General features: G+C 69.7%; 18 protein-coding genes and 1 pseudogene. 11 read left to right on the forward strand and 8 right to left on the reverse strand.

Going from position 1 to position 22872, the window contains the following annotated elements; all coding sequences use genetic code 11:
- Positions 1 to 5: 5 nt before the first annotated feature.
- The gene (locus ACWF82_RS09225) at positions 6 to 605 is read right to left on the reverse strand and encodes an alpha/beta hydrolase (protein WP_452499572.1); all 600 of its coding nucleotides are present in this window, start codon (positions 603 to 605) and stop codon (positions 6 to 8) included.
- A gap of 177 nt (positions 606 to 782) precedes the next feature.
- On the opposite strand from ACWF82_RS09225, the gene ACWF82_RS09230 reads away from it, so the two are divergent.
- A complete protein-coding gene (locus tag ACWF82_RS09230; protein ID WP_452499574.1) occupies positions 783 to 1697 on the forward strand; it encodes an SMP-30/gluconolactonase/LRE family protein in 915 nt (304 codons plus the stop codon).
- 144 nt (positions 1698 to 1841) lie between these two features.
- On the opposite strand, the gene ACWF82_RS09235 is transcribed toward ACWF82_RS09230, so the two are convergent.
- Positions 1842 to 2669 carry a hypothetical protein gene (locus ACWF82_RS09235; RefSeq protein ID WP_452499576.1) on the reverse strand — a complete coding sequence of 276 codons (828 nt, stop codon included), beginning with the start codon at positions 2667 to 2669 and terminating at the stop codon, positions 1842 to 1844.
- A 187-nt stretch (positions 2670 to 2856) separates the two neighbouring features.
- Here ACWF82_RS09235 and ACWF82_RS09240 point away from each other — a divergent pair, with 187 nt between their 5' ends.
- The gene (locus tag ACWF82_RS09240) at positions 2857 to 4029 is read left to right on the forward strand and encodes an acyl-CoA dehydrogenase family protein (protein WP_452499578.1); all 1173 of its coding nucleotides are present in this window, start codon (positions 2857 to 2859) and stop codon (positions 4027 to 4029) included.
- 9 nt (positions 4030 to 4038) lie between these two features.
- Positions 4039 to 5166: an acyl-CoA dehydrogenase family protein gene (locus ACWF82_RS09245; RefSeq protein ID WP_452499580.1), complete on the forward strand. Its 1128-nt coding sequence runs from the start codon at positions 4039 to 4041 to the stop codon at positions 5164 to 5166.
- Positions 5167 to 5217: 51 nt separating this feature from the next.
- Here the strand turns inward: ACWF82_RS09245 and ACWF82_RS09250 are convergent, their stop codons facing one another.
- Entirely contained in the window at positions 5218 to 5814 is a 597-nt protein-coding gene (locus ACWF82_RS09250; RefSeq protein WP_452499581.1) for a hypothetical protein, read from the reverse strand.
- A gap of 275 nt (positions 5815 to 6089) precedes the next feature.
- Here ACWF82_RS09250 and ACWF82_RS09255 point away from each other — a divergent pair, with 275 nt between their 5' ends.
- Positions 6090 to 6377, forward strand: a complete 288-nt coding sequence (locus ACWF82_RS09255; protein WP_452499583.1) for a hypothetical protein — start codon at positions 6090 to 6092, stop codon at positions 6375 to 6377.
- Positions 6378 to 6430: 53 nt separating this feature from the next.
- Complete coding sequence (locus tag ACWF82_RS09260; protein WP_452499585.1) at positions 6431 to 7267, forward strand: GNAT family N-acetyltransferase; 837 nt, start codon at positions 6431 to 6433, stop codon at positions 7265 to 7267.
- Here the strand turns inward: ACWF82_RS09260 and ACWF82_RS09265 are convergent.
- The 3 genes from ACWF82_RS09265 to ACWF82_RS09275 all read right to left on the reverse strand — a co-directional run bounded on the left by ACWF82_RS09265 (position 7264) and on the right by ACWF82_RS09275 (position 12476).
- A complete protein-coding gene (locus ACWF82_RS09265) occupies positions 7264 to 9291 on the reverse strand; it encodes a protein kinase domain-containing protein (RefSeq protein ID WP_452499586.1) in 2028 nt (675 codons plus the stop codon). The two genes, ACWF82_RS09260 and ACWF82_RS09265, sit on opposite strands and share 4 nt — an antisense overlap.
- Positions 9292 to 9295: 4 nt before the next feature.
- Entirely contained in the window at positions 9296 to 11161 is a 1866-nt protein-coding gene (locus ACWF82_RS09270) for a protein kinase domain-containing protein (RefSeq protein WP_452499588.1), read from the reverse strand.
- A gap of 160 nt (positions 11162 to 11321) precedes the next feature.
- A complete protein-coding gene (locus ACWF82_RS09275) occupies positions 11322 to 12476 on the reverse strand; it encodes a serine/threonine-protein kinase (protein WP_452499589.1) in 1155 nt (384 codons plus the stop codon).
- A gap of 218 nt (positions 12477 to 12694) precedes the next feature.
- Here ACWF82_RS09275 and ACWF82_RS09280 point away from each other — a divergent pair, with 218 nt between their 5' ends.
- From ACWF82_RS09280 to ACWF82_RS09305, 6 genes are all read left to right on the forward strand, one after another.
- Positions 12695 to 13465, forward strand: coding sequence for a deoxyribonuclease IV (locus tag ACWF82_RS09280; RefSeq protein ID WP_452499591.1), 771 nt, complete (start codon positions 12695 to 12697; stop codon positions 13463 to 13465).
- A 99-nt stretch (positions 13466 to 13564) separates the two neighbouring features.
- Positions 13565 to 14497 (forward strand): TauD/TfdA dioxygenase family protein, encoded by a 933-nt coding sequence (locus ACWF82_RS09285; RefSeq protein ID WP_452499593.1) that lies wholly within the window; start codon positions 13565 to 13567, stop codon positions 14495 to 14497.
- 135 nt (positions 14498 to 14632) lie between these two features.
- Positions 14633 to 15850: a CaiB/BaiF CoA transferase family protein gene (locus ACWF82_RS09290; RefSeq protein ID WP_452499594.1), complete on the forward strand. Its 1218-nt coding sequence runs from the start codon at positions 14633 to 14635 to the stop codon at positions 15848 to 15850.
- A 163-nt stretch (positions 15851 to 16013) separates the two neighbouring features.
- A complete protein-coding gene (locus ACWF82_RS09295; RefSeq protein ID WP_452499595.1) occupies positions 16014 to 16928 on the forward strand; it encodes a hydroxymethylglutaryl-CoA lyase in 915 nt (304 codons plus the stop codon).
- Between the two features lie 55 nt (positions 16929 to 16983).
- Entirely contained in the window at positions 16984 to 17760 is a 777-nt protein-coding gene (locus ACWF82_RS09300) for an ABC transporter ATP-binding protein (RefSeq protein ID WP_452499596.1), read from the forward strand.
- On the forward strand, positions 17757 to 20288 hold the full coding sequence (locus ACWF82_RS09305; RefSeq protein WP_452499598.1) for an ABC transporter permease: 2532 nt from the start codon (positions 17757 to 17759) through the stop codon (positions 20286 to 20288). The genes ACWF82_RS09300 and ACWF82_RS09305 overlap by 4 nt, the downstream gene beginning before the upstream one ends.
- 146 nt (positions 20289 to 20434) lie before the next feature.
- Here the strand turns inward: ACWF82_RS09305 and ACWF82_RS09310 are convergent, their stop codons facing one another.
- Positions 20435 to 21016: an ADP-ribosylglycohydrolase family protein gene (locus ACWF82_RS09310; protein ID WP_452499599.1), complete on the reverse strand. Its 582-nt coding sequence runs from the start codon at positions 21014 to 21016 to the stop codon at positions 20435 to 20437.
- A gap of 13 nt (positions 21017 to 21029) precedes the next feature.
- Positions 21030 to 22823 (reverse strand): annotated as a pseudogene (locus tag ACWF82_RS09315) (protein kinase domain-containing protein); the annotation flags it as partial.
- Positions 22824 to 22872: the final 49 nt, after the last annotated feature.

Genomic DNA, 22872 nt, shown 5'->3' on the forward strand with positions numbered 1-22872 from the left:
GTCGTTCATCGCACCGCGGCCAGTACCCACTCGGCGATATCGGCCGTCACGCGCTGCTGCACCGGTTCGTGCAACAGGTCGTGTCCGGCGTCGGCGTACTCGCGCAAATCTACCGATCCGTGCCGCGCTGTCCATAGCCGGATCACATCGATGGGCGCCCGCCGGTCGTCGGCTCCGTGCACCGCGAGGACCGGCAGACGCGGGTCCGGCGCGATCTCGGTGGCGCGGCGTGGCGTGCCACAGAGGACGAGTCCGCCCAGGTCGCCGGGGTTTTCGGCGGCGACGGCGAGCGCGGTGACGGCGCCGAGCGAATGACCCATCAGCACCGGCGCCGCCGCCGTGACCTCGCCGAGCAGTCCCCGTGCGTCGGCGGCGAGCTCGTCGATGGTGCCCGGCGCATCCGGATCGCCTTCGCTGAGGCCCTGTCCCGCGGTGTCCAGCGTCCACAGCTCGATCCGCGCGAGCCGTTCCAGCGTGGTGGCGAAACGGTGGTAGTGCCCGCTGTGCTGGCCGGTGCCCGGCAGCAGCACCAGCGTCGCCGCGGGCGCGTCGACGGACCACCGCCGGTAATGCAGCCTGCCGCGGGCGCTGTCGTAGTAGGGCACGCACCGATTATGACCGCAGGGCGAATTGTCGTGTGCGACAGAACCGGTGCGCGAAACCGTTGCTGTGCACGATGCTGGGTGCAGACGCGGTTCGCTGTGCAGACTGGGCACACCACTACCCGTGGGTAGCCGTTAGACTTCGCGCGTCGAGCTGGGTCAACTGAGTCGAGGTCTTGCATGTCGTCGTTCCGTCGTTGCGTCGTCCACGTTGCTGTCGGCGCGGCCATCGTGACCACCGCGTCGCTCGGTACCGGCCCGGCCGCCGCCGCCCCACTCGCCAGCTGCGGGCAGGCGCGCCAGGATGTCGCGATCCGCTCGAGTGTGCCGCTGCTGGACTGGTCGGAGAACTTCGGTCTCGACACCGCCGGGAATCTCTGGGTCGCGCGGGTCATGCGCGGCGAGGTACAGCGCTACGACCGCGAGGGCAGGCTGACCGCCACCGTCGCGGTAGCGGCCCCCGGCGCGGTCCGGCTCGGCCCCGACGGGCTGCTCTATGTCGTCACCGGCAATTCGCCGCTGGCGGGCTCGGGCGGGATCGTCCGCTTCGACCCGATGGCCACCGACCCGGTGCCCACCCCCTTCGCCACCGGCTTCCCGCAGCCCAACGGCGCCGCGTTCGACGCCGACGGCAACCTCTACGTGACCACCGCCAACGGCCTGCACCGGCTACGCCGCGACGGCAGCGAGGACATGGACTGGTGGGCCCGCGTGAAGGTCGAAGGCTCCAACGGCGTTGTGGTAGCGGGTGATTCGGTCTACGTCACCGCCAACTTCGTCGCCACCGACGGCGCGCCCGTAGGCCGGGTGCTTCGCCTGTCCCGCACGAACCCGGCCGACAGCGCCACCGTCGCCGACCTGACCTCGTTCGGCACCCTGCCCGATTTCGTCGACGACCTGGTCGTCCGGGACGGCGCACTGTACGTCACCACCCTGGCAGGCCACCTCGTCCGCGTCGACCCGAAGTCGGGCGCCGCGTGCACCGTCGTCTCGACGCAGCCGTTGACCGCGGTCGTCGCCGACCCCGCCGACTCGTCGGCCCTGCTGGCCGGATCCGAAGAAGGAACTGTGCTGCGCATCCACCCGAACAGCTAGCTCGATCCGGCGGGCGCCACCTGATTCGCGTGACGCCCGCGTGCGCTCAGTGGGCGGGCGCGTAGGCCAGTCCCTAGCTGGTGGCGTTGCCGATCCGGGCGATGCCTGCGCGGTCGATTCGACCGGAGGCCGACGTCGTTGGAGTCAGCCGTCGACGGTGAGCGCCGACGGCGGGTTGGCCGGGGCGGGCGCGGGCTGCGGTGCTTCGGCGGGCGCGGGAGCCGGTGCCGGAGCGGCGGCTTCCGGGGCGGGGGCCTGCGACTTGGGCGCACCCGTTGAAGCCTCGCCGGAGCCGGGGCTGGTGGCCTGCGGTGCGGGCGCGGGAGCGGCGGGCGCTTCGGTGGCCTGGACCGGTAGGTCGGGAACGACGAAAGTGCCGACGGTCGGGGTCATCACGCAGCGGGCGCCCGGGTAGTCGATCGTGCCCCACATGGAGGCGATCACGGTGCCCGCGCCGCTGTGCACGGTCTTCGACAGCGACGGCAGCTGGAATTCGGTCTGGTCGTCGAGCGCGACGATGCCGCTCTGTCCGGTGTTCACGTTCACCCAGGCCACGCTCAGACCCGAGGCCAGCGCGAAACCGGTGTGCCGCGGGCTGGCGCTGAACCGGATGTCACCGGGCGCCATGCTCGTCTCGGTGCGCGGGCCCGGCCCCTCGAAGGTGGCGGCGGCGATGATCGTGGTGATCGGGCCGTTGCTGCCGCAGCCGAATGTCGGCGCCGCGTAGGAGAACGGGATGAACTGAGCGGAGATGTCGCGCAGCGTGTCGGCACCGACCAGCTTGGTGAAGCTGTCCAGCGCGCTGACGCCCGCCTTCGCCGAGATGTCCTCGCCCGCGAGGTGGGTCAGGTGGCCGATGCCGTCCTCGAGCGGGGTGGGGGCCGCACTCGCAGTCGTGGCCAGCAGTGCCAGCGCGCCGATGCTCGCCGCGGTGACCGTCGCTGCCCTGACTGCGATGGATCTGCCGTTCACCCGTAACTCCTCGGTGCGTGCTCGTCACCGGTTCCCCGGCTCGTCTGGCAACGTACCAGGCCGCCGACCGGGTCGCCGAGCGTGCCGTCCCGAGGGCAGAGCGTGGACAAATGTGATGTAGTCGACACTGGCGCTTACTCGGGGGTAGGTTTTTCTCGACGGGTACCGACCACGCTGGGAGATCCGGATGAAGTTAGCCCTTTCCTCTGAAGAGGTCGCCTTCCGCGACGAGCTCCGGCATTTCTACAAGACCGAGATCCCGGTCGAAATCCGCGACCGCGTCAAATACGGCCACGAGCTGTCCCGCGACGACATCGTCACCGCGAACAAGATCCTCAACGACAACGGCCTCGCCGTGCCCAACTGGCCGGTGGCCTGGGGTGGCAAGGACTGGACGCCGATGCAGCGCCACCTGTGGCTCGACGAGATGCAGCTGGCCTCGGTGCCGGAGCCGCTCACGTTCAACGCCTCGATGGTCGGGCCGGTCATCGCCCAGTTCGGTTCCGAGGAACTCAAGCAGCGCTTCCTCCCGCCGACCGCGGCGCTCGACATCTGGTGGTGCCAGGGCTTCTCCGAACCCGACGCCGGGTCCGACCTCGCCTCGCTGCGCACCACCGCGGTCCGCGACGGCGACTCCTACATCGTCAACGGCCAGAAGATCTGGACCACGCTCGGCCAGTACGCCGACTGGATCTTCTGCCTGGTTCGCACCGACCCGAGCGCGCCGAAGAAGCAGGCAGGCATCTCCTTCCTGCTGTTCGACGTGAAGTCGCCCGGCGTCACCATGCGCCCGATCAAGCTGATCGACGGCAGCTACGAGGTCAACGAGGTCTTCTTCGAGAACGTCAGGGTGCCCGCCGATCAGCTGGTCGGCGAGGAGAACCAGGGCTGGACCTACGCCAAGTTCCTGCTCGGCAACGAGCGCACCTCGATCACCGGCGTCGGCAAGACCAAGGTCAAGATCGGGCTCGCGAAAGACTATGCGCGCCAGACCAGGACCGGGCACGGCACGCTGCTCGAGGACCCGGTGTTCGCCGCCCGCGTCGCCGAGCTGGAGAATGAGCTGCTCGCGCTGGAATTGACCCAGCTGCGGGTTGTCTCCAATTCCGCCGACGGCAAGCCGAACCCGGCCTCCTCGGTGTTGAAGCTGCGCGGCTCCGAGCTGCAGCAGAGGGCCACCGAACTGCTGCTCGACATCGCGGGCGCCGACGCGCTCCCGGTCGACGCCGACGGCATCGCCTCGCCCGCCTGGGCCCAGCACACCGGGCCCAGCTACCTGAACTACCGCAAGGTCACCATCTACGGAGGCTCGAGCGAGGTTCAGCGCTCGATCATTTCCTCCACGATCCTCGGATTGTGAGGCGCTGACATGGATCTCGAACTCACCGACGAACAGACGATGCTGCGCGACACCGTGCGCGAACTGCTGCACCGGTTCTACGACGGCGAAGCCCTCGCCAAGGCCGGCGAGACCGACCCCGGCTGGAACCGCACGGTCTGGAAACAGCTGGCCGAGCTCGGCGTGCTCGGCCTGACCATCGACGAGGACGACGGCGGCGTCGGCGCGGGCCCGGTCGAGGCGATGCTGGTGCAGGAGGAGCTCGGTCGCGCGCTCGCCCCGGAACCGGTGCTCGACGCGGTCGTGATCCCGGCCGAGCTGCTGAAGCTGACCGGCAGCGCCGAACAGCGCGGCCGCCTGCTGCCCGCGCTGGCCGCGGGGGAGAAGCTGCTGGCCTTCGCGCACGCCGAGCCCGGCATGCGCTGGCCGTCGACGGAGATCACCACAACCGCCACCGCACAGGGCGACGGATACACGCTGACCGGCGTCAAGAACCCGGTGCTGCGCGGTGACTGCGCCGACGAACTGATCGTCAGCGCGGTGCTGCCCGGCGGCGGAACCGGCCTGTTCCTGGTCGACCCGACCGGGTCCGGGGTGACCAAGCGTGCCTACCGGACCTTCGACGGCAGGCGCGGCGCGCAGTTCGACTTCGACGGCGCCCCCGGCGAACTGCTGGGCGACACCGTCGACGCCGCCGAGCAGATCGCGCTGGTCCAGGGGTACGCGCAGGCGGCGCTGTGCGCGGAATCGGTGGGGGCGATGGAGATCGCGCTGACCCTGACGACCGACTACCTCAAGACCCGCAAGCAGTTCGGCGTCACGCTGTCGAAGTTCCAGACGCTGACCCAGCGCGCCTCGGACTGCTACGTCTCGCTCGAACTGGCCCGCAGCATCAGCCTGTTCGCGACGGCGGCGCTGGCCGACGGCGGCAACGATCCCGTGGTCGCCTCGCGGGCGCGGTTGCAGGTCGGACGCTCCGCCGAGCACATCGGGCGCGAGGCGATCCAGATGCACGGCGGCATCGGTGTCACCGCGGAATATCCGGTGAGCCACTACGTCGCCCGGCTGACCGCGATCGGGCAGACGCTCGGTGGCGCACTGGAACACCGCCGGGTGCTGGCCGACCGCGTCGGCAGTTACGACCTGCCGGAGCTGTAGGACGGATCGGTGATGGTGCGTGCCCCTGCCGGGGTGCGCACCATCGCTGTGTCAGCCCTCGTCGTCGGTGGTCGTCGGGTCGGCGGTCGCACCCGGTGTCGGGGTGGCGCCGGTGTCGGCCGGGGTGGCGAGCGCCGGGGTGGTGTGGTCGTGCGCCTGCGTCGTCGGATAGTCCGGCTCGGTGGTCTCCTCGGCCGGGGGAGTGGTCCGCGGCGGAGAGGTGCGTGTCGGCACCGGCCGGGTGGTGGTGCTGCGCGGCGCGGTCGTCGTTGACTGGTCCTCGGCGGTGGTCGCGGGTGGCCGCGACTCGGTGGTCGCTTCCGCGGGCCGGGACTCCGTCGTCGTCTCGCCCTCGGGCGGCGGTTCCGAGGGTGAGGTCTCGGTCGAGCTGAGGCTGAACGGTTTCCGCGGCGACATGTACGGCGCGATCCGCCAGCTGGGCGACGGCGGGATCGAGATCCGTACGGTCGTCGAGGATGTCTCCTCGGCGATCCGGCTCGGTGCGGCGGCCAGATTCGCGTTCAGCGGCGGCGGCGGAACGTAGACGTCCTGCTGCCCGACACCGCACGCACCGATGACGATCAGTCCGAGCGACACCGCGCCAACAGCGATTGCCGGACCTACGAGCTTGGTCGGGCTGTCATCCATCGCGTGCACTCCTCGTCGGCTTCGAGTCGCCTCACAGTAGTGCAGGACCGGCGATTCGGCAGTACTGGTCCGGTGAATCAGTAGTTTTTAAACATTTGTGATTCAGATATCGGATTGATTTCGTCAGCGTGTCGCGGGGACGTGTCGCGCGCGATCGGCGTCGCCGGGTCGTAGCGTGTGTGAGCGAAGTTACGCATGAGACGCCCGGAACGACCTACTGACGCGCGAGGGTTGCGCGACGCGAGAATCTGATCGGCGTCATCGAGGAGAAACTGATGGGAGCTTATTCGACACCCCGGCTGAAACCCGCGGCGGCGAACGGCGATTCGGCCGCAGCGGCAAATATTCAGCACGCACTGTCGAACCCGCCGGGTAATCGCGCTGTCGCGGTCACCGCACGGGTCATGGGCTGGTTGTTCTTCGTCGGCGGTCTCGTCGGCGCCGGGCTCGGCCTCGCCGGCCTGCATGTGGAGATCACCGTCGCCGGCCTGATCCTGGCCTGCACCGCCGGCCTCGTTCTGCTGAAGCTGCGCACCGACCGGGACTTGCTCGAGAAGGACTGAGCGGCAGCGGAATTCAGGTGCGATCGGCCCGTCTGGGGCCTACCGTCGATGCTGTGCGTATCGACATCACCGGCGACGCCGCCCGCTTCCTGGCCGAGGCCGAGAACTTTCTGCGTCTAGACCCCTTGCGGCATACGGTGATCGCCACCGCCGTCGCCAACGAGCTCGGCGGCCGGGCGGGCGGCGCGATGACCCGATTCTTGACGGTGCGCGACGACGCGGGGCAGATCGTCGGCGTCGCGACCAGTGCCTTCGGCGGCAAGGTCTACCTCGGCGAGCTGCCGTCGCACAGCATCCCGGCCGTGGCCGATGCCTTCTCGGCGGAGCAGGCCCCGCCTTCCAGCGTCGAGGGCGTCCAGGCCGACGCGGCTGCCTTCGCCCGGTACTGGTCGCAGGAGACGGGCGGGACCACCGCGGAATCGTTCTCGGCCCGCCTGTTCCGGCTCGCGACCCTGTCCGTTCCCGAGGCGGTTGGCAAGCCGCGGCCGGCCACCGAGGACGATCTCGGCGTCTGCCGCGCCTTCATCGAGGCCTTCTGTGCCGAGATCGGTGAACCGCGGCCGTTCGACGAGCAGGCCGCGCTGCGGCGGATCGACGCCGGGTTCTGGTGGCTGTGGGAGCACGACGGAGCGCCCGCCGCCTTCGTCGGCCGCAACGTCGAGATCCTCGGCTGGGCGAGAATCGGACCGGTCTACACGCCTCCGCAACTGCGCGGCAACGGCTTTGCCAGTGCGCTGACCGCCGCGGTTTCCGGGGTCGTGCGGGCCGAGGGTGCCGGCGTCTGCCTGTTCACCGACCTGGCCAATCCGACGTCGAACAAGATCTACCAGGCGATCGGGTACGAGCCCGTCCGCGACTTCGTGAACTACACGCTGACCGCCGCGGGCTAGGTCAGCGGCGCGGTATGCCACCACTCGAGCATCTGCGCCTCGTCGGCGATGAACCCGCGGCTGTACATGAGCATGGCCGCGCGGCCCGGGTCGGCGTCGAACCGGGTGACCATGCGCGGCGACTTCGGCTGGCTGTCGTGCAGAACGAAGTTCGTGTAGGCGTGACCGGTGTGCGTCGTGGCCCGGACATCGTGGGCGGGCAGCGCGGCGACGGCCTGCTGTGCCTGGTCGGCGGAGGGATAGAGGAAGAACTCGTAGATCGCCTTGTTGCCGCCGCCGAAGCAGTGCCACATGACCACCCAGTCGCCCATCTCGGGGTCGGTGGCGTCGCGGCTCGCGGTGGCCCGGTCATAGGCGAAGCAGCCCGCATTGCCCAGGCCCGTCCCCGCGTGGACCAGGTTGCCGGCGGAGGTGTGCGGCAGCATGCGCGGGAACTGGTCGCTGAGCTGCGCGGCGTTCGCCCCGATGACCTTGCGGTCGCTGGTCGTCGGCGAGGCGGCGCTCGACGTCGTGCGCTGGGCGACGGAAGTGGCTGTGCGCGACGCCGGCTCGGTCGTGGTCGAGACGCCCGACGACGATGCGGTGCCCTCCGGGCCGGTCAGCGCACCCACGATCAACCAGGTGATCAGCCCGAGCAGGATGATCGTGGCGACCCAGCTCACCGGTGACGCCTGCCAGCGGGAGCGACGCTTCGGACCGAGATAGTCCTCGGCCACCTTCGACCGCCCGCCGTCGCCACGCGCCGCCGAGGCGCCGTGCGGCCGCTCGGCCCGAACATTCGGCGCGGGACGATGCGGCGAGGAACCGGCTTGCCACGATCCGTGCTGCACCCCGGCGCCTGTCCATGAGGGCTCCTGCCCACCGGGCGGCGGCTGCTGGAAACCGGTAGGCGATAGCTGCTGCGCGCCCGACCACGAAGGCTGTTGCATGCCGGGCCCCGACGGCTGCTGGCTGCCAGGCCATGAAGGCTGTTGCATGCCTGGTGACGACGGCTGTGGCGCGCCCGGCGAAGATGCCTGCTGCGCACCGGGCCACGACGGGGTACCCGTCGCAGGCCACGCGTTCGGTCCGGCGCCCGCATCCGAGCCGGTGAACGGTGCCCTCCCGGCGACCGGGTAGCCGGGAGCGGGTGTGTAGGGCGAGTTCGGCGGATACGTTCTGGTCTGCGCCGACGCCGGGAATGGTCGTCCCGCTGTCGGATCGGCCAGTGCCTGCCCCGCGGCTGCCGCGAATTCGGCGCACGAGGCGAACCGCTCCTCCGGGCGCTTGGCCATGCCACGTGCCAGCACCACGTCGAGTGCGGGCGGGAGGTCGGACCGCAGGGTGCTCGCGGGCGGGGGCGGCTGCTGGAGATGGCCCTGGATCACCGCGACGGGGTTGGCCGCGTCGAACGGGGTGGTCCCGGTGAGCAGCCGGAACAGGGTGCAGGCCAGGGAGTACTGGTCGGCGCGGCCGTCCAGCGCGATTCCCGACAGCTGTTCCGGGGAGGCGAAAGCGAGGGTGGCGGTGAAGGTTCCGGTCTGGGTGAGTTTGGCGGCGTTGTCGTTGTGCAGGCGGGCGATGCCGAAGTCGGTGAGGTAGACGCGTTCGCTGTCGTCGACCGGCTCGAGCAGGATGTTGGCCGGTTTCACGTCGCGGTGCAGCACGCCCCTGCTGTGCGCGAAGTCCAGTGCCGCCGCGGTCTCGGCGACGATGCGCACCGCCCGCGCCGGATCCACCGGGCTCGAGAGCGAGGCCGCGTCGGCGCCGTCGATGTAGCGCATCGAGATCCACAGCTGGTCGTCCTCGACGCCGCGGTCGTACACGGTGACGATATTCGGGTGCTCGAGCTGCGCGACCAGGTCGGCCTCGCGTTCGAACCTGGCCCTGATCTCGGTGTCGAAGAACAGTTCCCGGTTCAGCAGCTTCATCGCGGTGCGCCGGGGCAGCCGCGGATGACGCGCCAGGTACACCGAGCCCATGCCGCCGCGGCCGAGCAGCCGCTCGATGGTGTACCCGGCGAAAACGCCGCCCTCGTCGATCATTCGCTCAGTTCAGTGGTGCCGAGCGCCACCAGCGCAGCACCTCGTCGGCCGTGCCGTAGGCATCGGTGAACATCAGGAACTGGGCGCGATCGGGGTCGCCGGTGAACTGCGTGATGATCTTGTTCCCGTTGTCGGTGTACTTGTAGTTGGTGTACTGCTTGCCGCCGTTGGTGTCGACCGACTTGGTGTTGGCTGGCAGTCCGTCGATCACGGCCTGCACGTCGGCCGCCGAGTTGTAGACGTAGATCCGGTAGAACGGATCGTCGCCGCCGCTGCCGCCACCGTCGTAGCAGCGCCACTGCCAGACCCACGCGCCGAAATCGGGGTCGCCGTCGTTGGCGGAGGGGGTGTAGCCGGTGTCGGTCTCCCAGCAGGTAGCGCCGTTGTAGCCGGTTTCGCCGTCGGTGTCGGCGGGAACCATCCGGCCGAACTCGGCGCTGATGGCGGCGGCGTCCGGGGTGACGTGCTTGCCCGCCGCCACCGAGGTCGTCGTTGTGGTGGAGCCGCCGCCGGAATCGTCGCCGCTGACCGCGACCCCGATGCCGATCAGCAGCGCGAGCACAACGACGACGGCGACGATGATGCCGACGATCAGGCCGGTGTTCGACTTCGACGGCGGTCGCGGACCCTGCGGGTACTGGCCGAAACCCCCGCCCGCCGGCGGACGCGGCGGGGCGGGCGGCGTCGGATACTGCGGCCGGGACTGCTGGGCGTACGGATTCTGCGTCGCCGCGCCACCGGTCAGCGGCGGCGCCTGGTTGGCCATCGGTGCGCCGGTCATCGGTCCTTGTGCCACGGTGCCCATGGCGCCGCCGGTCATCGGCCCGTGTCCCACCGTGCCCATCGGCCCGCCGGTCATCGGACCCTGCGTCGCGGTGCCCATCGGGCCGCCCGTCATCGGTCCTTGCGCGGCAAGGGGATACGGCGACCCGGTCTGCGGGATCGCACCGCCGGTGGTCGGACGCGGGCCACCGGTGACCGGGATCGCGCCACCCGTGGTCGGACGCTGTCCGACGATCGGCATGGCGGGCGCGCTCGGGTTGTTCAACGCGGCGATCGCGGCGTTCGCGAAATCCGAGCAGGAGTCGAAACGGTCGTCGGGCCGCTTGGCCATGGCCTTGGCCAGCACCGCGTCGAGGGCATAGGACAGGCCGGGCCGCGCGCTGCTCAGCGGCGGCGGCGGTTGCTGCAGATGCCCCTGGATGACCGCGGCGGGATTGGTCGCCGTGAACGGCCCCGACCCGGTGAACAGCCAGAACAGCGTGCAGGCCAGCGAGTACTGATCGGAGCGGTGATCCAGCGAGGCACCGGTGAGCTGTTCGGGGGAGGCATAGGCCAGGGTCGCGGTGAAGGTGCCGGTCTGGGTGAGATGACCGGTGTCGTCACGCAATCGGGCGATGCCGAAGTCGGTGAGGTAGACCCGTTCGCCGCGGCCGGCGCCGGAGCGGGCGAGCAGGATGTTGGCGGGCTTCACATCGCGGTGCAGCACACCCATGCCGTGCGCGTAGTCGAGCGCGTCGGCGGTTTCCTTCACGATCTGCAGCGCGCGAGCGGGCGGCAGCGTCTGCGGGTCGACCGACGCGGCGTCGATACCGTCGATGAACTGCATGGAGATCCACAGCTGCTCGTCGTCGAGACCGCGGTCGTAGACGGTGACGATGTTCGGGTGATCCAGGCGCGAGACCAGATCCGCCTCCCGTTCGAACCGCGCCCGCACCTCCTGATCGAAGAACATCTCGCGGTTGAGCAACTTCAGCGCGGTCATGCGCGGTAGGCGGGGGTGCTTGGCCAGGTAGACCGAACCCATGCCACCACGGCCGAGCTGCCGTTCGATGACGTAGCCGGCGAAGACATCTCCGTTGGCCAGCATGTCTGCTCCACTTCCCGCCGTGCGCCGGGACCCACCAGCACACACGCGTACAGCAAGAAAGCCGCGGCCGGGTGGCCCGCCACGGGAAAATCAACGAAACCTTAGCAGCAGCCGACCGGGCGGACGGTTGCTCGTATAGCGACCGTCCAGCCCGCACCGATCACGGTGGCCGCCTCTGCTGCGGCGGCACGATATAGCCGGGATGGTTACGGCCACCGGGGAAGTCGATGGTGCCCGGCCGCTGCGTCCCGCGCCGCGGCGGAACCGCGCTCGTCGGCGGCCGCGGTACGTGCTGATGCGGCTGGGCGGGGGTGGTCGGCTGCGCCTGCTGATGCGGCTGCGGCGGCGTGGCCGGTCGCGCCTGCTGGTACGGCTGCGGCGGTGTGGCCGATCGCGAATAGTGCTGCTGCGGATACGGTTCGCGCGCTCGCAGCACCACGCCGGTCGCCGTCGGCTGCTGGTGGTGGTGCCACGGGCCCGGCACCGCGAACAGCGCGGCCTTGGCCGCCAGGGCGAATTCCGTGCAGCTGGCGTAGCGCGCCTCCGGCTGCTTGGCGGTGGCCCTGGCCAGCACCGTCTCCAGGGTCGACGGCAGGTCGGGGCGCAGGCTGCGCAGCGGCGGCACCGGCTTGCTCAGGTGCGCCTGGATCACCGCGGCCGGGTTGGGGCCGGGGAACGGCACCGAGCCGGTCAGCATCCAGAACAGGGTGCAGGCCAGCGAGTACTGGTCGGCACGGTGATCGAGCGGAGCGCCCGTGATGTGTTCGGGGGCGGCGTAGGCCAGGGTGGCGGTGATCGTGCCCGCCGAGGACAGCGTCGTCTCGCTGTCGCGCATGGCCGCGATCCCGAAGTCGGTGAGCACCACCCGTTCCGGGCGGCCGATCGGCGGCTTCGCGAGCAGGATGTTGGCCGGTTTCACGTCGCGGTGCAGGACGCCGCCCGCGTGCGCGAAATCCAGGGCGGTCGCGGTCTCGGCGACGATCTGCACCGCCCGGTCCGGGGTGAGCACGTTGACATCGGCCGTCGCGACATCGGTGCCCGCCACGAACTGCATGGAGATCCACAGCTGGTCGTCGTCGTTGCCGCGGTCGTAGACATTGACGATGTTGGGATGCTCGAGCTGGGCGACCAGGTCGGCCTCGCGCTCGAACCGGCTGCGGCTCTCGTCGTCGGCGGACAGCTCGCGGTTGAGCAGCTTCAGCGCGGTGAGCCGGGGCAACCGGGGATGCCGGGCCAGATAGACCACGCCCATCCCGCCGTAACCGAGCACGCGCCGGATCGTGTACCCGGCGAACACGTCGCCTTTGCGCAACACCGCGAAGTCACCCCCTCCAGGGCAGAAGCACCCGTCCGAATTCTACCGATGTATCTCCCGACGCTCACTCGATGCAACATCGGCGACCACATCGGTTTGCGGCCCGCCTCGCGTCCGAGGGGCGAGACGGAACGGCGAAGCCGCAGTATCGTCCCTCGGACGCGAGGCACACGGGGGCCGCAAACCCCGCGGCGTCAGCCGCCAGAGATACTGCCTTCATGCGCATTGGAGCACATGTTCGCGACGAGAGCGATCCGATCGGCTTCGGTGAGAAGCTCGGCGCCGAGGTCATCCAGCTGTTCGTGGTCGATCCGCAGAGCTGGGACAAACCGCAGCCGCATCCCAAGGCCGCCGAAATCCTGGCCAGCCCGATCGACGTCGTCGTGCACTCGTCCTATCAGATCAATGTGGCCAGCCTGAACAACCGGCTGCGGATGCCCTCACGCAACGCGGTGGCCCAGCAGGCGAAGGCCGCGGCCGAGCTCGGCGCGTTCGGCCTGGTCGTGCACGGTGGGCACGTGCGCTCCGACGCCGAACTCGACACCGGAATCGACAACTGGCGCAAGCTGTTCGAACGTCAGCAGGACAAGGGCGGATTCGCCGTGCCGATCCTGATCGAGAACACCGCGGGCGGCAATCACGCGATGGCCAGGCATTTCGATTCGATTGCCCGGCTCTGGGACGCGGTCGGCGACTACGGCGCGGGCTTCTGTCTCGACACCTGCCATGCCTGGGCCGGCGGTGAGGAACTGGTCGGGGTCGTCGAGCGGATCAAGGCCATCACCGGCCGGATCGACCTGGTGCACCTGAACTCCTCGCGCGACGAATTCGATTCCGGCGCCGACCGGCACGCCAATTTCGCCGACGGCACCATCGACCCGCAGCTGCTGGCCGAGGTCTGCCGGACGGCGGGGGCGCCGGTCATCCTGGAGACGCCCGCCGACGGTGTCGCCGAAGACCTCGCCTACCTGCGGGAGAACCTCGGCTGAGGCGTTCTGATCACCCGGAGGGAAAACCTGTCAGTCGAACGGGATTCGCGGTGTGCTTGATGCATATCAACCGATCAACAACGACAGAGGTGATCCCCCATGACGGTCGACCACGCCACCCCAGCCACCGTGACGGTGACCAAGCTCGGCGCCCACATCGGCGCTCAGGTAGACGGCGTCCGTCTCGGTGGTGACCTCGACGCGGCGACCGTCGCGACGATTCGCCGTGCGCTCAATGAGCACAAGGTCATCTTCTTCCGCGGTCAGCAACACCTGACCGAGGACGGCCAGCACGAGTTCGCGCAGCTGCTCGGCAGCCCGACCACCCCGCACCCGACGGTGAAGTCGCAGGGCGTCAAGAGCCTGGCCATCGATTCCGAGAACGGCCGCGCCAACTCCTGGCACACCGACGTCACCTTCGTCGACCGCATCCCGAAGGCGTCGATCCTGCGCGCCGAGTACCTGCCGACCTACGGCGGCTCGACCACCTGGGCCTCCACCGTCGCCGCCTACGACTCGCTGCCCGAACCGCTCAAGGCGCTCGCCGAGAACCTGCGCGCGGTGCACACCAACGTCTACGACTACGCCGCCCGCACTGTCGAGCCGCTGCGCCCGAAGTCCGAGGAGTACCGCGCGGAGTTCCAGTCCACCTACTACGAGACCGAGCACCCGGTGGTGCGGGTGCACCCCGAGACCGGCGAGCGCGCGCTGCTGCTCGGCCACTTCGTGAAGAACTTCGTCGGCCTGTCCACCAGCGAGTCGCAGGCGCTGTTCCGCCTGTTCCAGGACCGCGTCACCCGCCTGGAGAACACCACCCGCTGGACCTGGGCCGACGGCGACGTCGCCATCTGGGACAACCGCGCCACCCAGCACTACGCCATCGACGACTACGACAACCAGCCCCGCCGCCTGACCCGCATCACCCTCGCCGGCGACATCCCGATCGGCGTCGACGGCACGCCGAGCACCGTCGTCGAGGGCGACGCCGAGCACTACTCCGTCATCGAGGAGCCCGAACTCCTGGCCAGCTGAGTCGCAGGTGGGGAGGCGATTCATTGATCTCGCGAGAACATGGGTAACTCCCCAACCACCTCCCCGCTGTCGTGCACGCCACGCAAGCCCGAGGGCCGACAGTCGAGCTACCGGACGACACGCTAAAGTCGCGGGGTGGCGGAACAGATTCGGCCGTTGGACGGAGTGCGCGTCCTGGAACTCGGTAACTATGTTGCCGCTCCCACTGCCGGACGTATTCTGGGCGACTTCGGCGCCGAGGTGATCAAGGTGGAACGCCCCGGTACGGGCGACGAGTTACGCAACTGGCGGCTCTACGGCGGCGACACCTCCATGCTGTATCGCACCGTGAACCGCAACAAGAAGTCGATCGTGCTCGACCTGCGCACCGAGGCGGGTCGCGCGATCGTGCTCGATCTGCTGCGGCACTGCGATGTGCTGCTGGAGAACTTTCGCCCCGGCATGCTGGAGAAATGGGGCCTCGGCCCCGAGGTGCTCGAGGAGGTGAACCCGAAGCTGGTCATCACCCGTATCTCCGCCTACGGCCAGACCGGCCCGATGGCGGCGCGTCCCGGTTTCGCGGCGGTCGCCGAGGCCGTGGGTGGTCTGCGTGAGCTCGTCGGCGATCCGGACCGGCCGCCGGTGCGGGTCGGGGTGTCCATCGGTGACTCGATCGCGGGCATCTACGCCGCGTTCGGCACCGTGATGGCCTTGTTCCAGCGCGAGCGCGTGTCCGGTCAGGTGCCGCAGATGGAGCGGATCATCGACGTCGCGCTCAACGAGTCGATCCTGTCGGTGATGGAATCGCTGGTCCCCGACCACCTCGCCTACGGCATCAACCGGGAGCGGGTCGGCGGCCGCATGGAGGGCATCGCCCCGAGCAACGCCTACCCGACCAGCGACGGCTACAGCATCATCATCGGCGGCAACGGCGATGCCATCTTCCAGCGCTACATGCAGGTCATCGGCCGTCCCGATCTGGCGGCCGACCCGGAGCTGGCAGACAACGCGGGCCGCTGGCGCAACCGGGAACGACTCGACGCGTCCATCGCCGAATGGTCGAGCCGGCGCACCCGCGACGAGGCACTGAAATTGCTCGACGACGCGGGCATCCCGTGTGGCCCGATCTACACCGCCGCCGACATCGTGGCCGACGAGCAGTACCGCGCACGCAATATGATCCAGTCGTTCCCCGTCGACGTGGGCGAGCCCGAACCCAGGCAGGTGGGGTTCCCCGGGATCGTCCCGGTGATCGGGGGACAGTCGCTGCCGATCCGCAATGTCGGCCCCGACCTCGGCGAGCACACCAGAGAAGTGCTCGGCGGGCTGCTCGGGATGAGCGAAGATCAGATCGACGCGCTGGAGGCATCGTGAGCAGGCGAGTACACGGCAGACGCCGCCCACCGGTGCGCAGCAAGTGGGAACAGCGCGGACCGGGCCATGTGCGCCCGACCGTGCATCCGACGCCGGCCAGCGTCGGTGACAAACCGTGTGGCGGCGTGATGTGCGTGCCCGCCCAGGAACCGGAACAGCGGCGATGACCGCCCCGCTGCTGCGGGATGTGACCCTGCGCGACGGCTTGCAGCTCACCGGCAAGGTGCTGCCCACCGAGCAGAAGATCGATGTCGTCCGGCGGCTGCTGGCCGCCGGCGTGCCCGCGCTGGAGATCGGCTCGATGGCCCGGCCGGACCTGGTGCCGCCGATGGCCAACTCGCTCGAGCTGATCGCGGCGCTCACCCCGGACGAGCTGGCGAAGTGCTGGGTCTGGGTGGCCACGCCCCGGCACATCGAGAAGGCAGCGGCGGCCGGTGCGCGCAACTTCCAGTACTGCTTCTCGGTCTCCGACAGCCACAACAAGGCCAATATCGGCCGCGACACCGAGGCTTCGGTCGCCGCCATGCCCGACGCGATCCGCCTCGCCGAGGAGGCGGGCGGCGAGATCCAGGTCTGCCTGGCCACCAGCTTCACCTGCCCGTTCGAGGGCCAGGTCGACCCCGCGCGGGTGCTGGCCATCGCCAACGATCCGCGCACCGGCGGCGCCGCCGACATCGTGCTGGCCGACACCCTCGGCCAGGCCCACCCCGGCCAGGTGAGCGCGCTGGTCTCGGCGGTCCGCGACCGCTCACCGTCGCGTCGCATCGTCTTCCACGGTCACGACACCTGGGGCATGGGCGTGGCCAACACCCTCGCCGCCGTCGCGGCGGGCGCGACGATGGTCGACGGCGCCCTCGGCGGCCTCGGCGGCTGCCCATTCGCCCCCGGCGCCAGCGGCAACACCGCCTCCGAGGACATCCTCTTCGCGACCCGCCCCGGCTGGTTCACCCCGGCCGCCCTGGCGAGCCTGGTCGGCCTCACCGAGGAGCTGCTCGCCGACCTCGGCGAACCCAACCGTTCCCGCACCGCGGAAGGCGCGCGCTCGAAGGCAGCGGCCTTCGACTGGGTCATCACCTAGGTATCGGGGGAATTCCGGATGGCGCGCTGACCGGTCGGCAGACAGACTGGACACCATGACTTCGCATGCCATTGGCACCGAGGCCGTCGACGAGGCGGCCGCCACCCAGATCGCGGCCGCCGCGCAGGACCTGGTCAAGTTGTATGGATCGGGAGACACACAGGTCAAGGCCTTGGACGGGGTGTCGGCTGACTTCGCGAAGGGGGAGTTTACCGCGATCATGGGCCCCTCCGGCTCGGGCAAGTCGACGCTGATGCACTGCCTGGCCGGTCTCGACAGCGCGAGCGAAGGCCATGTCCGAATCGGCGACACCGCGCTGACCGGGCTGTCCGACAAGCAGATGACCGCGCTGCGCCGCGACCGGATCGGGTTCGTCTTCCAGGCCTTCAACCTGGTGCCGACGCTGACCGCGCTGGAGAACATCACCCTCCCGCTCGACATCGCGGGCCGCACGGTCGACGAGGAATGGCTCGACACCGTCGTCAAGCGCCTCGGTCTCGGCGACCGGCTCGAGCACCGGCCCTCCGAGCTGTCCGGCGGCCAGCAGCAGCGCGTCGCGTGCGCCCGCGCCCTGGTCGGCAAGCCGGAGATCATCTTCGGCGACGAGCCGACCGGCAACCTGGACTCGCATTCCTCCGGTGAGGTGCTCTCGATCCTGCGCGCCTCGGTCGACGAGTTCGAGCAGACCGTCGTGATCGTCACCCACGACCCGCGCGCGGCCGCCTACGCCGACCGCGTCGTGTTCCTCGCCGACGGCCGCATCGTCGACGAGCTGCGCGATCCGACCCAGGATTCGATCCTCGACCGGATGAAGGCGCTGGAGACCCGATGACCAACCCCATGCGCAAGGTCGCCTTGCGCAATCTCGCCGCGCACAAGGTGCGACTGGCGTTGACGGTGCTGTCGGTGGTGCTCGGCACCGCCTTCATCTCCGGCTCGTTCGTCTTCACCGACACCTTGCAGCGCACCTTCGACGGCATCTTCGAAGGTCAGGCCCAGGGCGTCGACGTGCGCGTCGGGCCGAAGGACCGGCAGTCGCTGGGCGTGCCGACCAATATCGTGGACGCGCTGGCCAAGACCGAGGGTGTCGACCGCGTCGCCCCGGCCGTCAACGGCCCGGTGGTGCTGCTCGAACCCGACGGCAAGAAGGCCGTGCAGACCGGTGGCGCACCGAGTTTCGGCCTGTCCTACCTGCCGCCGGACAAGTCGGTCGAAGAGCCGAACACGTTCGTCGCTGGTGCCGCGCCCGATCAGCCGAACGAGATCGCGCTCAACACGACCGGCGCGGAGAAGGCCGGGCTCCGGGTCGGCGACAAGACCAAGGTGCTCATCCCGTCCAAGGGCGACCCGTTCGAGGTGACGCTGTCCGGCGTCTACGCGATGCCGGGTACCGAGGGCGGCGGCGTTGTCGCGGTGATGTTCACCGAACCGCAGGCGCGCAAGCTGTTCACCGACGGTTCGCACGTCGCCTACGCCGATCTCGCCGCCGCACCGGGTGTCTCGGCCGACGACCTGCGTGACCAGCTCGCCGCCGGCCTGCCCAACTACAAGGTGCAGAACGCCGACGAGGTCCGCGAGGACATGAAGAAGGAAGTCTCGGAGGCGCTCACCTTCATCAACTACTTCCTGCTCGCCTTCGGCGCGATCGCGCTGATCGTCGGCACCTTCATCATCTACAACACCTTCTCGATGATCGTGGCCCAGCGCCTGCGCGAACTGGCCTTGCTGCGCGCGATCGGCGCGAGCCGCAGGCAGGTCGGCCGGTCGGTGGTCGGCGAGGCCGTCGTGATCGGCCTGATCGGCAGCGCGATCGGTCTCGCCGCGGGCATCGGGCTGGCGTTCGGGTTGTCGGCGGTGCTGAACGCCTTCGATCTCGGCCTGCCAACCGGGTCGCTGACGGTGCTGCCGCGCACCGCGATCGTCGCCCTGCTCGTCGGGCTGATCGTGACCGTGGCCAGCGCCTACGCGCCTGCTCGCCGCGCCGCCAAGGTGCCGCCGGTGGAGGCGATGCGCTCCGAATTCGCCAGCGCCGGTGACTCGTTGCATGTGCGGACCGCCGTCGGTGCGGTCATGGCCGTGGCCGGTGGCGTGCTCGTGTATGTCGGCGCCCAGGGCACCGGCAAGGGCTCGGCGGTGACCGTCGGCATCGGTGCGCTCGGGTTGATCCTGGCCGTGCTGCTCGCCGCGCCCGCGCTGTCGCGGCCCATGGTGCTCGTGCTCGGTGTGCTCACCCGGCCGTTCGGCGCGATCGGGCAGATGGCCCGCAACAACGCCGTGCGCAATCCGCGCCGCACCGCGGCCACCGCGTTCGCGCTCACCCTCGGCCTGATGCTGGTCTCGGCGATCGGCATCCTCGGCGCCTCGGCCAAGACCAGCGTCGGCGTGCTGATCGACAAGGGCGTGAAGGCCGAATACGTGCTCGCCGGTCCGCAGATGATCGGCGCGCCGCTCGGTGCGGTGGACGCCGTGCGCACCCAGGTGCCCGGGGTCAGCGATGTCACCGGCATCAGGGTCGTCGGTTTCAAGGTCGGTGACGAGCAGATCGTCGCCACCTCACCGGACGGGCCGATCGACCCGGTGATGGACATCGACCTGCTCAGCGGCTCCACCACGATCGGTGCGAACGAGCTGCTCGTCGACGAAACCGAGGCAGGCGATCGCGGCTGGAAGGTCGGTGACAAGATCACCATCACCAGCCTCGACAGCAAGAAGCTCGAGCTCACCGTCGGCGGCGTCTTCGCCAACTCGCCACTGCTCGGCGCGATGGTCGTCGACCCCGGCGTCTACGAGCAGTTGATGCCGCCGAGCCTGCGCACCAATGCCTTCGTGCTGGTGAAGGCGGAGCCCGGCACCGATCTCACCGCCATGCGGGCGAATCTGGAGAAGGCCACCGAACCGTTCGTCGTCGTGCAGGTGCAGGACCACGAGCAGTTCAAGGGCGCGCAGGGCCAGCAGATCAACACCCTGCTCGCCATCCTCTACGGCCTGCTTGCGCTGGCGGTGGTGATCGCCGTGCTCGGCATCATCAACACCCTCGCCCTGTCGGTGGTCGAACGCCGCCGCGAGATCGGCATGCTCCGCGCCGTCGGCACCCAGCGATCCCAGGTGCGCCGCACTATCTACCTGGAATCCATGCTGATCGCCATCTTCGGCGCGATCGTCGGCCTGGTCCTGGGCATCGCCCTCGGCGTCGGCTTCCTGCGCACCCTGCGCGACCTGGGCATCGACCAGATCACCATCCCGTGGTCGCAGCTGGTCACGGTGTTGATCGCCTCGGGTGTGGTCGGTGTGCTGGCCGCGGTGTGGCCGGGTGTGCGCGCGGCTCGGACTCCTCCATTGGCGGCTATCGCGGATCTGTAGGAGTAGCAGGCGATTCGGCCCCTGGCGGACTTTCCGCCGGGGGCCGAGCACGTTCGACCTCGCGGGTGCGTGCGCCCGCTGGCGCGCAGATGCCATGTTCCGGTCGAGGCCCGGTGGCGCGAGCGGTGGTAGGCGATCGGCCCCGGTTACGCCGGGTAGCGGTCGTACCAGTCGTCGGTGGGTTGGCCGTGATTGTCCTGAGGTGGGGTAAGGCCGAATTCGGTGCAGTAGTCGGTGGCAAGGCGGTCCAGGACGGGGCGGGCGTCGACGGTGCGTGACCAGCGGTGGGGCAGCGCGGTGCGGCCGTAGCGGGCGCCGAGGAGGCTGCCCGCGATCGAGCCGGTGGCGTCGCTGTCGCCGGAGTGGTTGACCGACAACAGGAGTCCGGTGCGGACAATCATGTGGGCCGGGCCACCGACTGCCTCGGCGGCGAGCACAGCGAAGACGGCGAGAGCGAGCGCTTCTGGTCCGATCCAGCCCTGACCGAGTGTCTCGAGGTCTTCGGGGCCGGGTGGGCGGCCCGGCCGGGCGGTGCGGGAGGCCAGGGCGATCGCGGCGTCGAGTGCAGCCGAAGTCTCTTCGTGGCCAGGGTAACTCGCGAGTTCGGCACGGGCGTGGTCCAGTGCCGTCGAGGTGTCGACACCACGGCTGACCCGGTAAACCAGGGCTGCGAGGGTGCCGGGCGGGGAGCCAGCCGCTGGGGTGACCGTGGGTGAGTGCGGCAGCATCGCAACCGAGTTCGAAGATCGCGCCCAGCGCGGCACCGGAACGGTCTGCGGCGTAACCGAATCCGCACGGTGCGGCACGCATGACCGCACCGCTGCCCTTGGAGTTGTTGATCGGTTGGTCGCGGGTGCCGAGGGGACTCGTCGGTGCGCCGCGCTCGACCGCCTGCCGCAGCGCGGTGTACACCGAGTTCGCCACGCCGCGTTGCTCGGTCAGCTCGGGGTGGTCGGCCAGGGAGCTGTGCAGTGCGAACCGCTGATCGGGCAGGTCTCGCACCTGGCCGCGCAGCCATACGAGCATCCCCTGTTGCAGCAGTCCGAGCGTCGCCCCGCCGATGCCCTTGGCCCTGGCCCGCACCGAACCCCGGATCAATGCTTCCACCGTGAAGGCGGTCAGCTGTGTCTCCTCCGAGATTCGTAGATCGGCGGCGTCGTCGGAGACGCCGAGATGGCCGTACTCGGCCCGGATCCGGTGCAGCGATTTGGTTTCCACCGGGGCGCCGAGCGCGTCACCGACAGCACCGCCGATCAGGCAACCGTGTACCGCGTTCAGCCACACTGATGCGGCACTGGCCACGGCGTCGCTGCTCCGCCGCGAGTGTTCGAGCCGGGGCGTCACCGTGAAGCCCTGTCCCGCACCAGCCTGCTTCCCGGGGTCGCGCTGACCGAAAGCTGGTGCGCCGGTGTGCCTGTCCGGGTGCCTGGTGTCGATCCGTGGCCCGCTGCCTGCCGGCGTTTCGCCCCGCCCGGTCGGGTCGAGCCGTCGGGCCAAGTCCGGTTCCGCAGCCCGACGGGACTGCTGCGAATCGGTGCGCGACGGACTGTCGGTACTGGTCGATGGCACGGCGCCGCGGCCACGGATATCGGTGCCGGAGCGGTGATCCGGCGCGTGACCGGTGGCAGGCGACCCGGCCCGGGGCGGAGCCGAGGTCCCGATCGGGAGGGAGTCGCTCGGCGGGGCCTGCGCTCGGCGGGTGAGGGCTTCGGTGAAAGCGGCGGCGAAATCCGTGCAGGTGGGGAACCGTCGCGCCGGGTCCTTGGCCATCGCCTTGGCGAGGACGGCGTCGACCGCTGTCGGCAAAGTGGACCGGCGGGTGCTGGCCCTCGGGGGAACGGCATTGATATGACCGAGCATGACGGTCGCCGGGTTGGGCGCGTCGAACGGGCCGCTGCCGGTGAGCAGCCGGAAGACGGTGCAGGCCAAAGAGTATTGGTCGCCGCGACCGTCCAGCGGTGCGCTGCTGAGCTGTTCGGGGGAGGCGTAGGCGATGGTGGCGGTGAACTGGCCGGTGCGGGTCAGGCCGCCGGTGTCGTCGAGGAGTTTCGCGATGCCGAAGTCGGTGAGCAGCACTCGCTCGTCGAAGCCCGCGCCGACGCCCGCGGTCCGGGACAGCAGGATGTTGGCCGGTTTCACATCGCGGTGCAGCACGCCCTGACGGTGCGCGTAGTCCAGCGCGCTCGCCGTCTGGGTGACGATCTGCGCGATCCGCTCCACCCCGAACTGCTCGGCAGGCACCGCCGCCGCGTCGACACCGTCGACGAACTGCATGGCGATCCACAGCCGTTCCTCGTCGACGCCGCGGTCGTAGACGGTGATGATGTTCGGGTGGTCGAGCTGGGCGACCAGATCGGCTTCCCGCTCGAACCTGGTCCGGATCTCGAAGTCGCTGAACAAGTCACGGTGCATCAATTTCAGCGCGGTCAGCCGCGGCAGCCGCCGATCACGGGCCGCGTACACCGCGCCCATCCCGCCGCGCCCCAGCTCCCGCTCGATGACGAACCCGGCGAACACCTCCCCGCGCCGCAACATCGCCTCACCCCGTTCACCGAACCCGATCGCTGTGCAGCCTAGCGAAACT

The sequence above is a fragment of the Nocardia sp. NPDC055053 genome (assembly GCF_053608285.1).

What these genes read in the sequence shown, in the direction of transcription:
- ACWF82_RS09265 (WP_452499586.1), bottom strand. Translation starts at nt 9,291, where the DNA reads ATGATCGACGAGGGCGGCGTTTTCGCCGGGTACACCATCGAGCGGCTG.
- ACWF82_RS09295 (WP_452499595.1), top strand. Translation starts at nt 16,014, where the DNA reads ATGACCGCCCCGCTGCTGCGGGATGTGACCCTGCGCGACGGCTTGCAG.
- ACWF82_RS09285 (WP_452499593.1), top strand. Translation starts at nt 13,565, where the DNA reads ATGACGGTCGACCACGCCACCCCAGCCACCGTGACGGTGACCAAGCTC.
- ACWF82_RS09240 (WP_452499578.1), top strand. Translation starts at nt 2,857, where the DNA reads ATGAAGTTAGCCCTTTCCTCTGAAGAGGTCGCCTTCCGCGACGAGCTC.
- ACWF82_RS09255 (WP_452499583.1), top strand. Translation starts at nt 6,090, where the DNA reads ATGGGAGCTTATTCGACACCCCGGCTGAAACCCGCGGCGGCGAACGGC.
- ACWF82_RS09300 (WP_452499596.1), top strand. Translation starts at nt 16,984, where the DNA reads ATGACTTCGCATGCCATTGGCACCGAGGCCGTCGACGAGGCGGCCGCC.
- ACWF82_RS09245 (WP_452499580.1), top strand. Translation starts at nt 4,039, where the DNA reads ATGGATCTCGAACTCACCGACGAACAGACGATGCTGCGCGACACCGTG.
- ACWF82_RS09310 (WP_452499599.1), bottom strand. Translation starts at nt 21,016, where the DNA reads ATGCTGCCGCACTCACCCACGGTCACCCCAGCGGCTGGCTCCCCGCCC.
- ACWF82_RS09250 (WP_452499581.1), bottom strand. Translation starts at nt 5,814, where the DNA reads ATGGATGACAGCCCGACCAAGCTCGTAGGTCCGGCAATCGCTGTTGGC.
- ACWF82_RS09305 (WP_452499598.1), top strand. Translation starts at nt 17,757, where the DNA reads ATGACCAACCCCATGCGCAAGGTCGCCTTGCGCAATCTCGCCGCGCAC.
- ACWF82_RS09270 (WP_452499588.1), bottom strand. Translation starts at nt 11,161, where the DNA reads ATGCTGGCCAACGGAGATGTCTTCGCCGGCTACGTCATCGAACGGCAG.
- ACWF82_RS09230 (WP_452499574.1), top strand. Translation starts at nt 783, where the DNA reads ATGTCGTCGTTCCGTCGTTGCGTCGTCCACGTTGCTGTCGGCGCGGCC.
- ACWF82_RS09280 (WP_452499591.1), top strand. Translation starts at nt 12,695, where the DNA reads ATGCGCATTGGAGCACATGTTCGCGACGAGAGCGATCCGATCGGCTTC.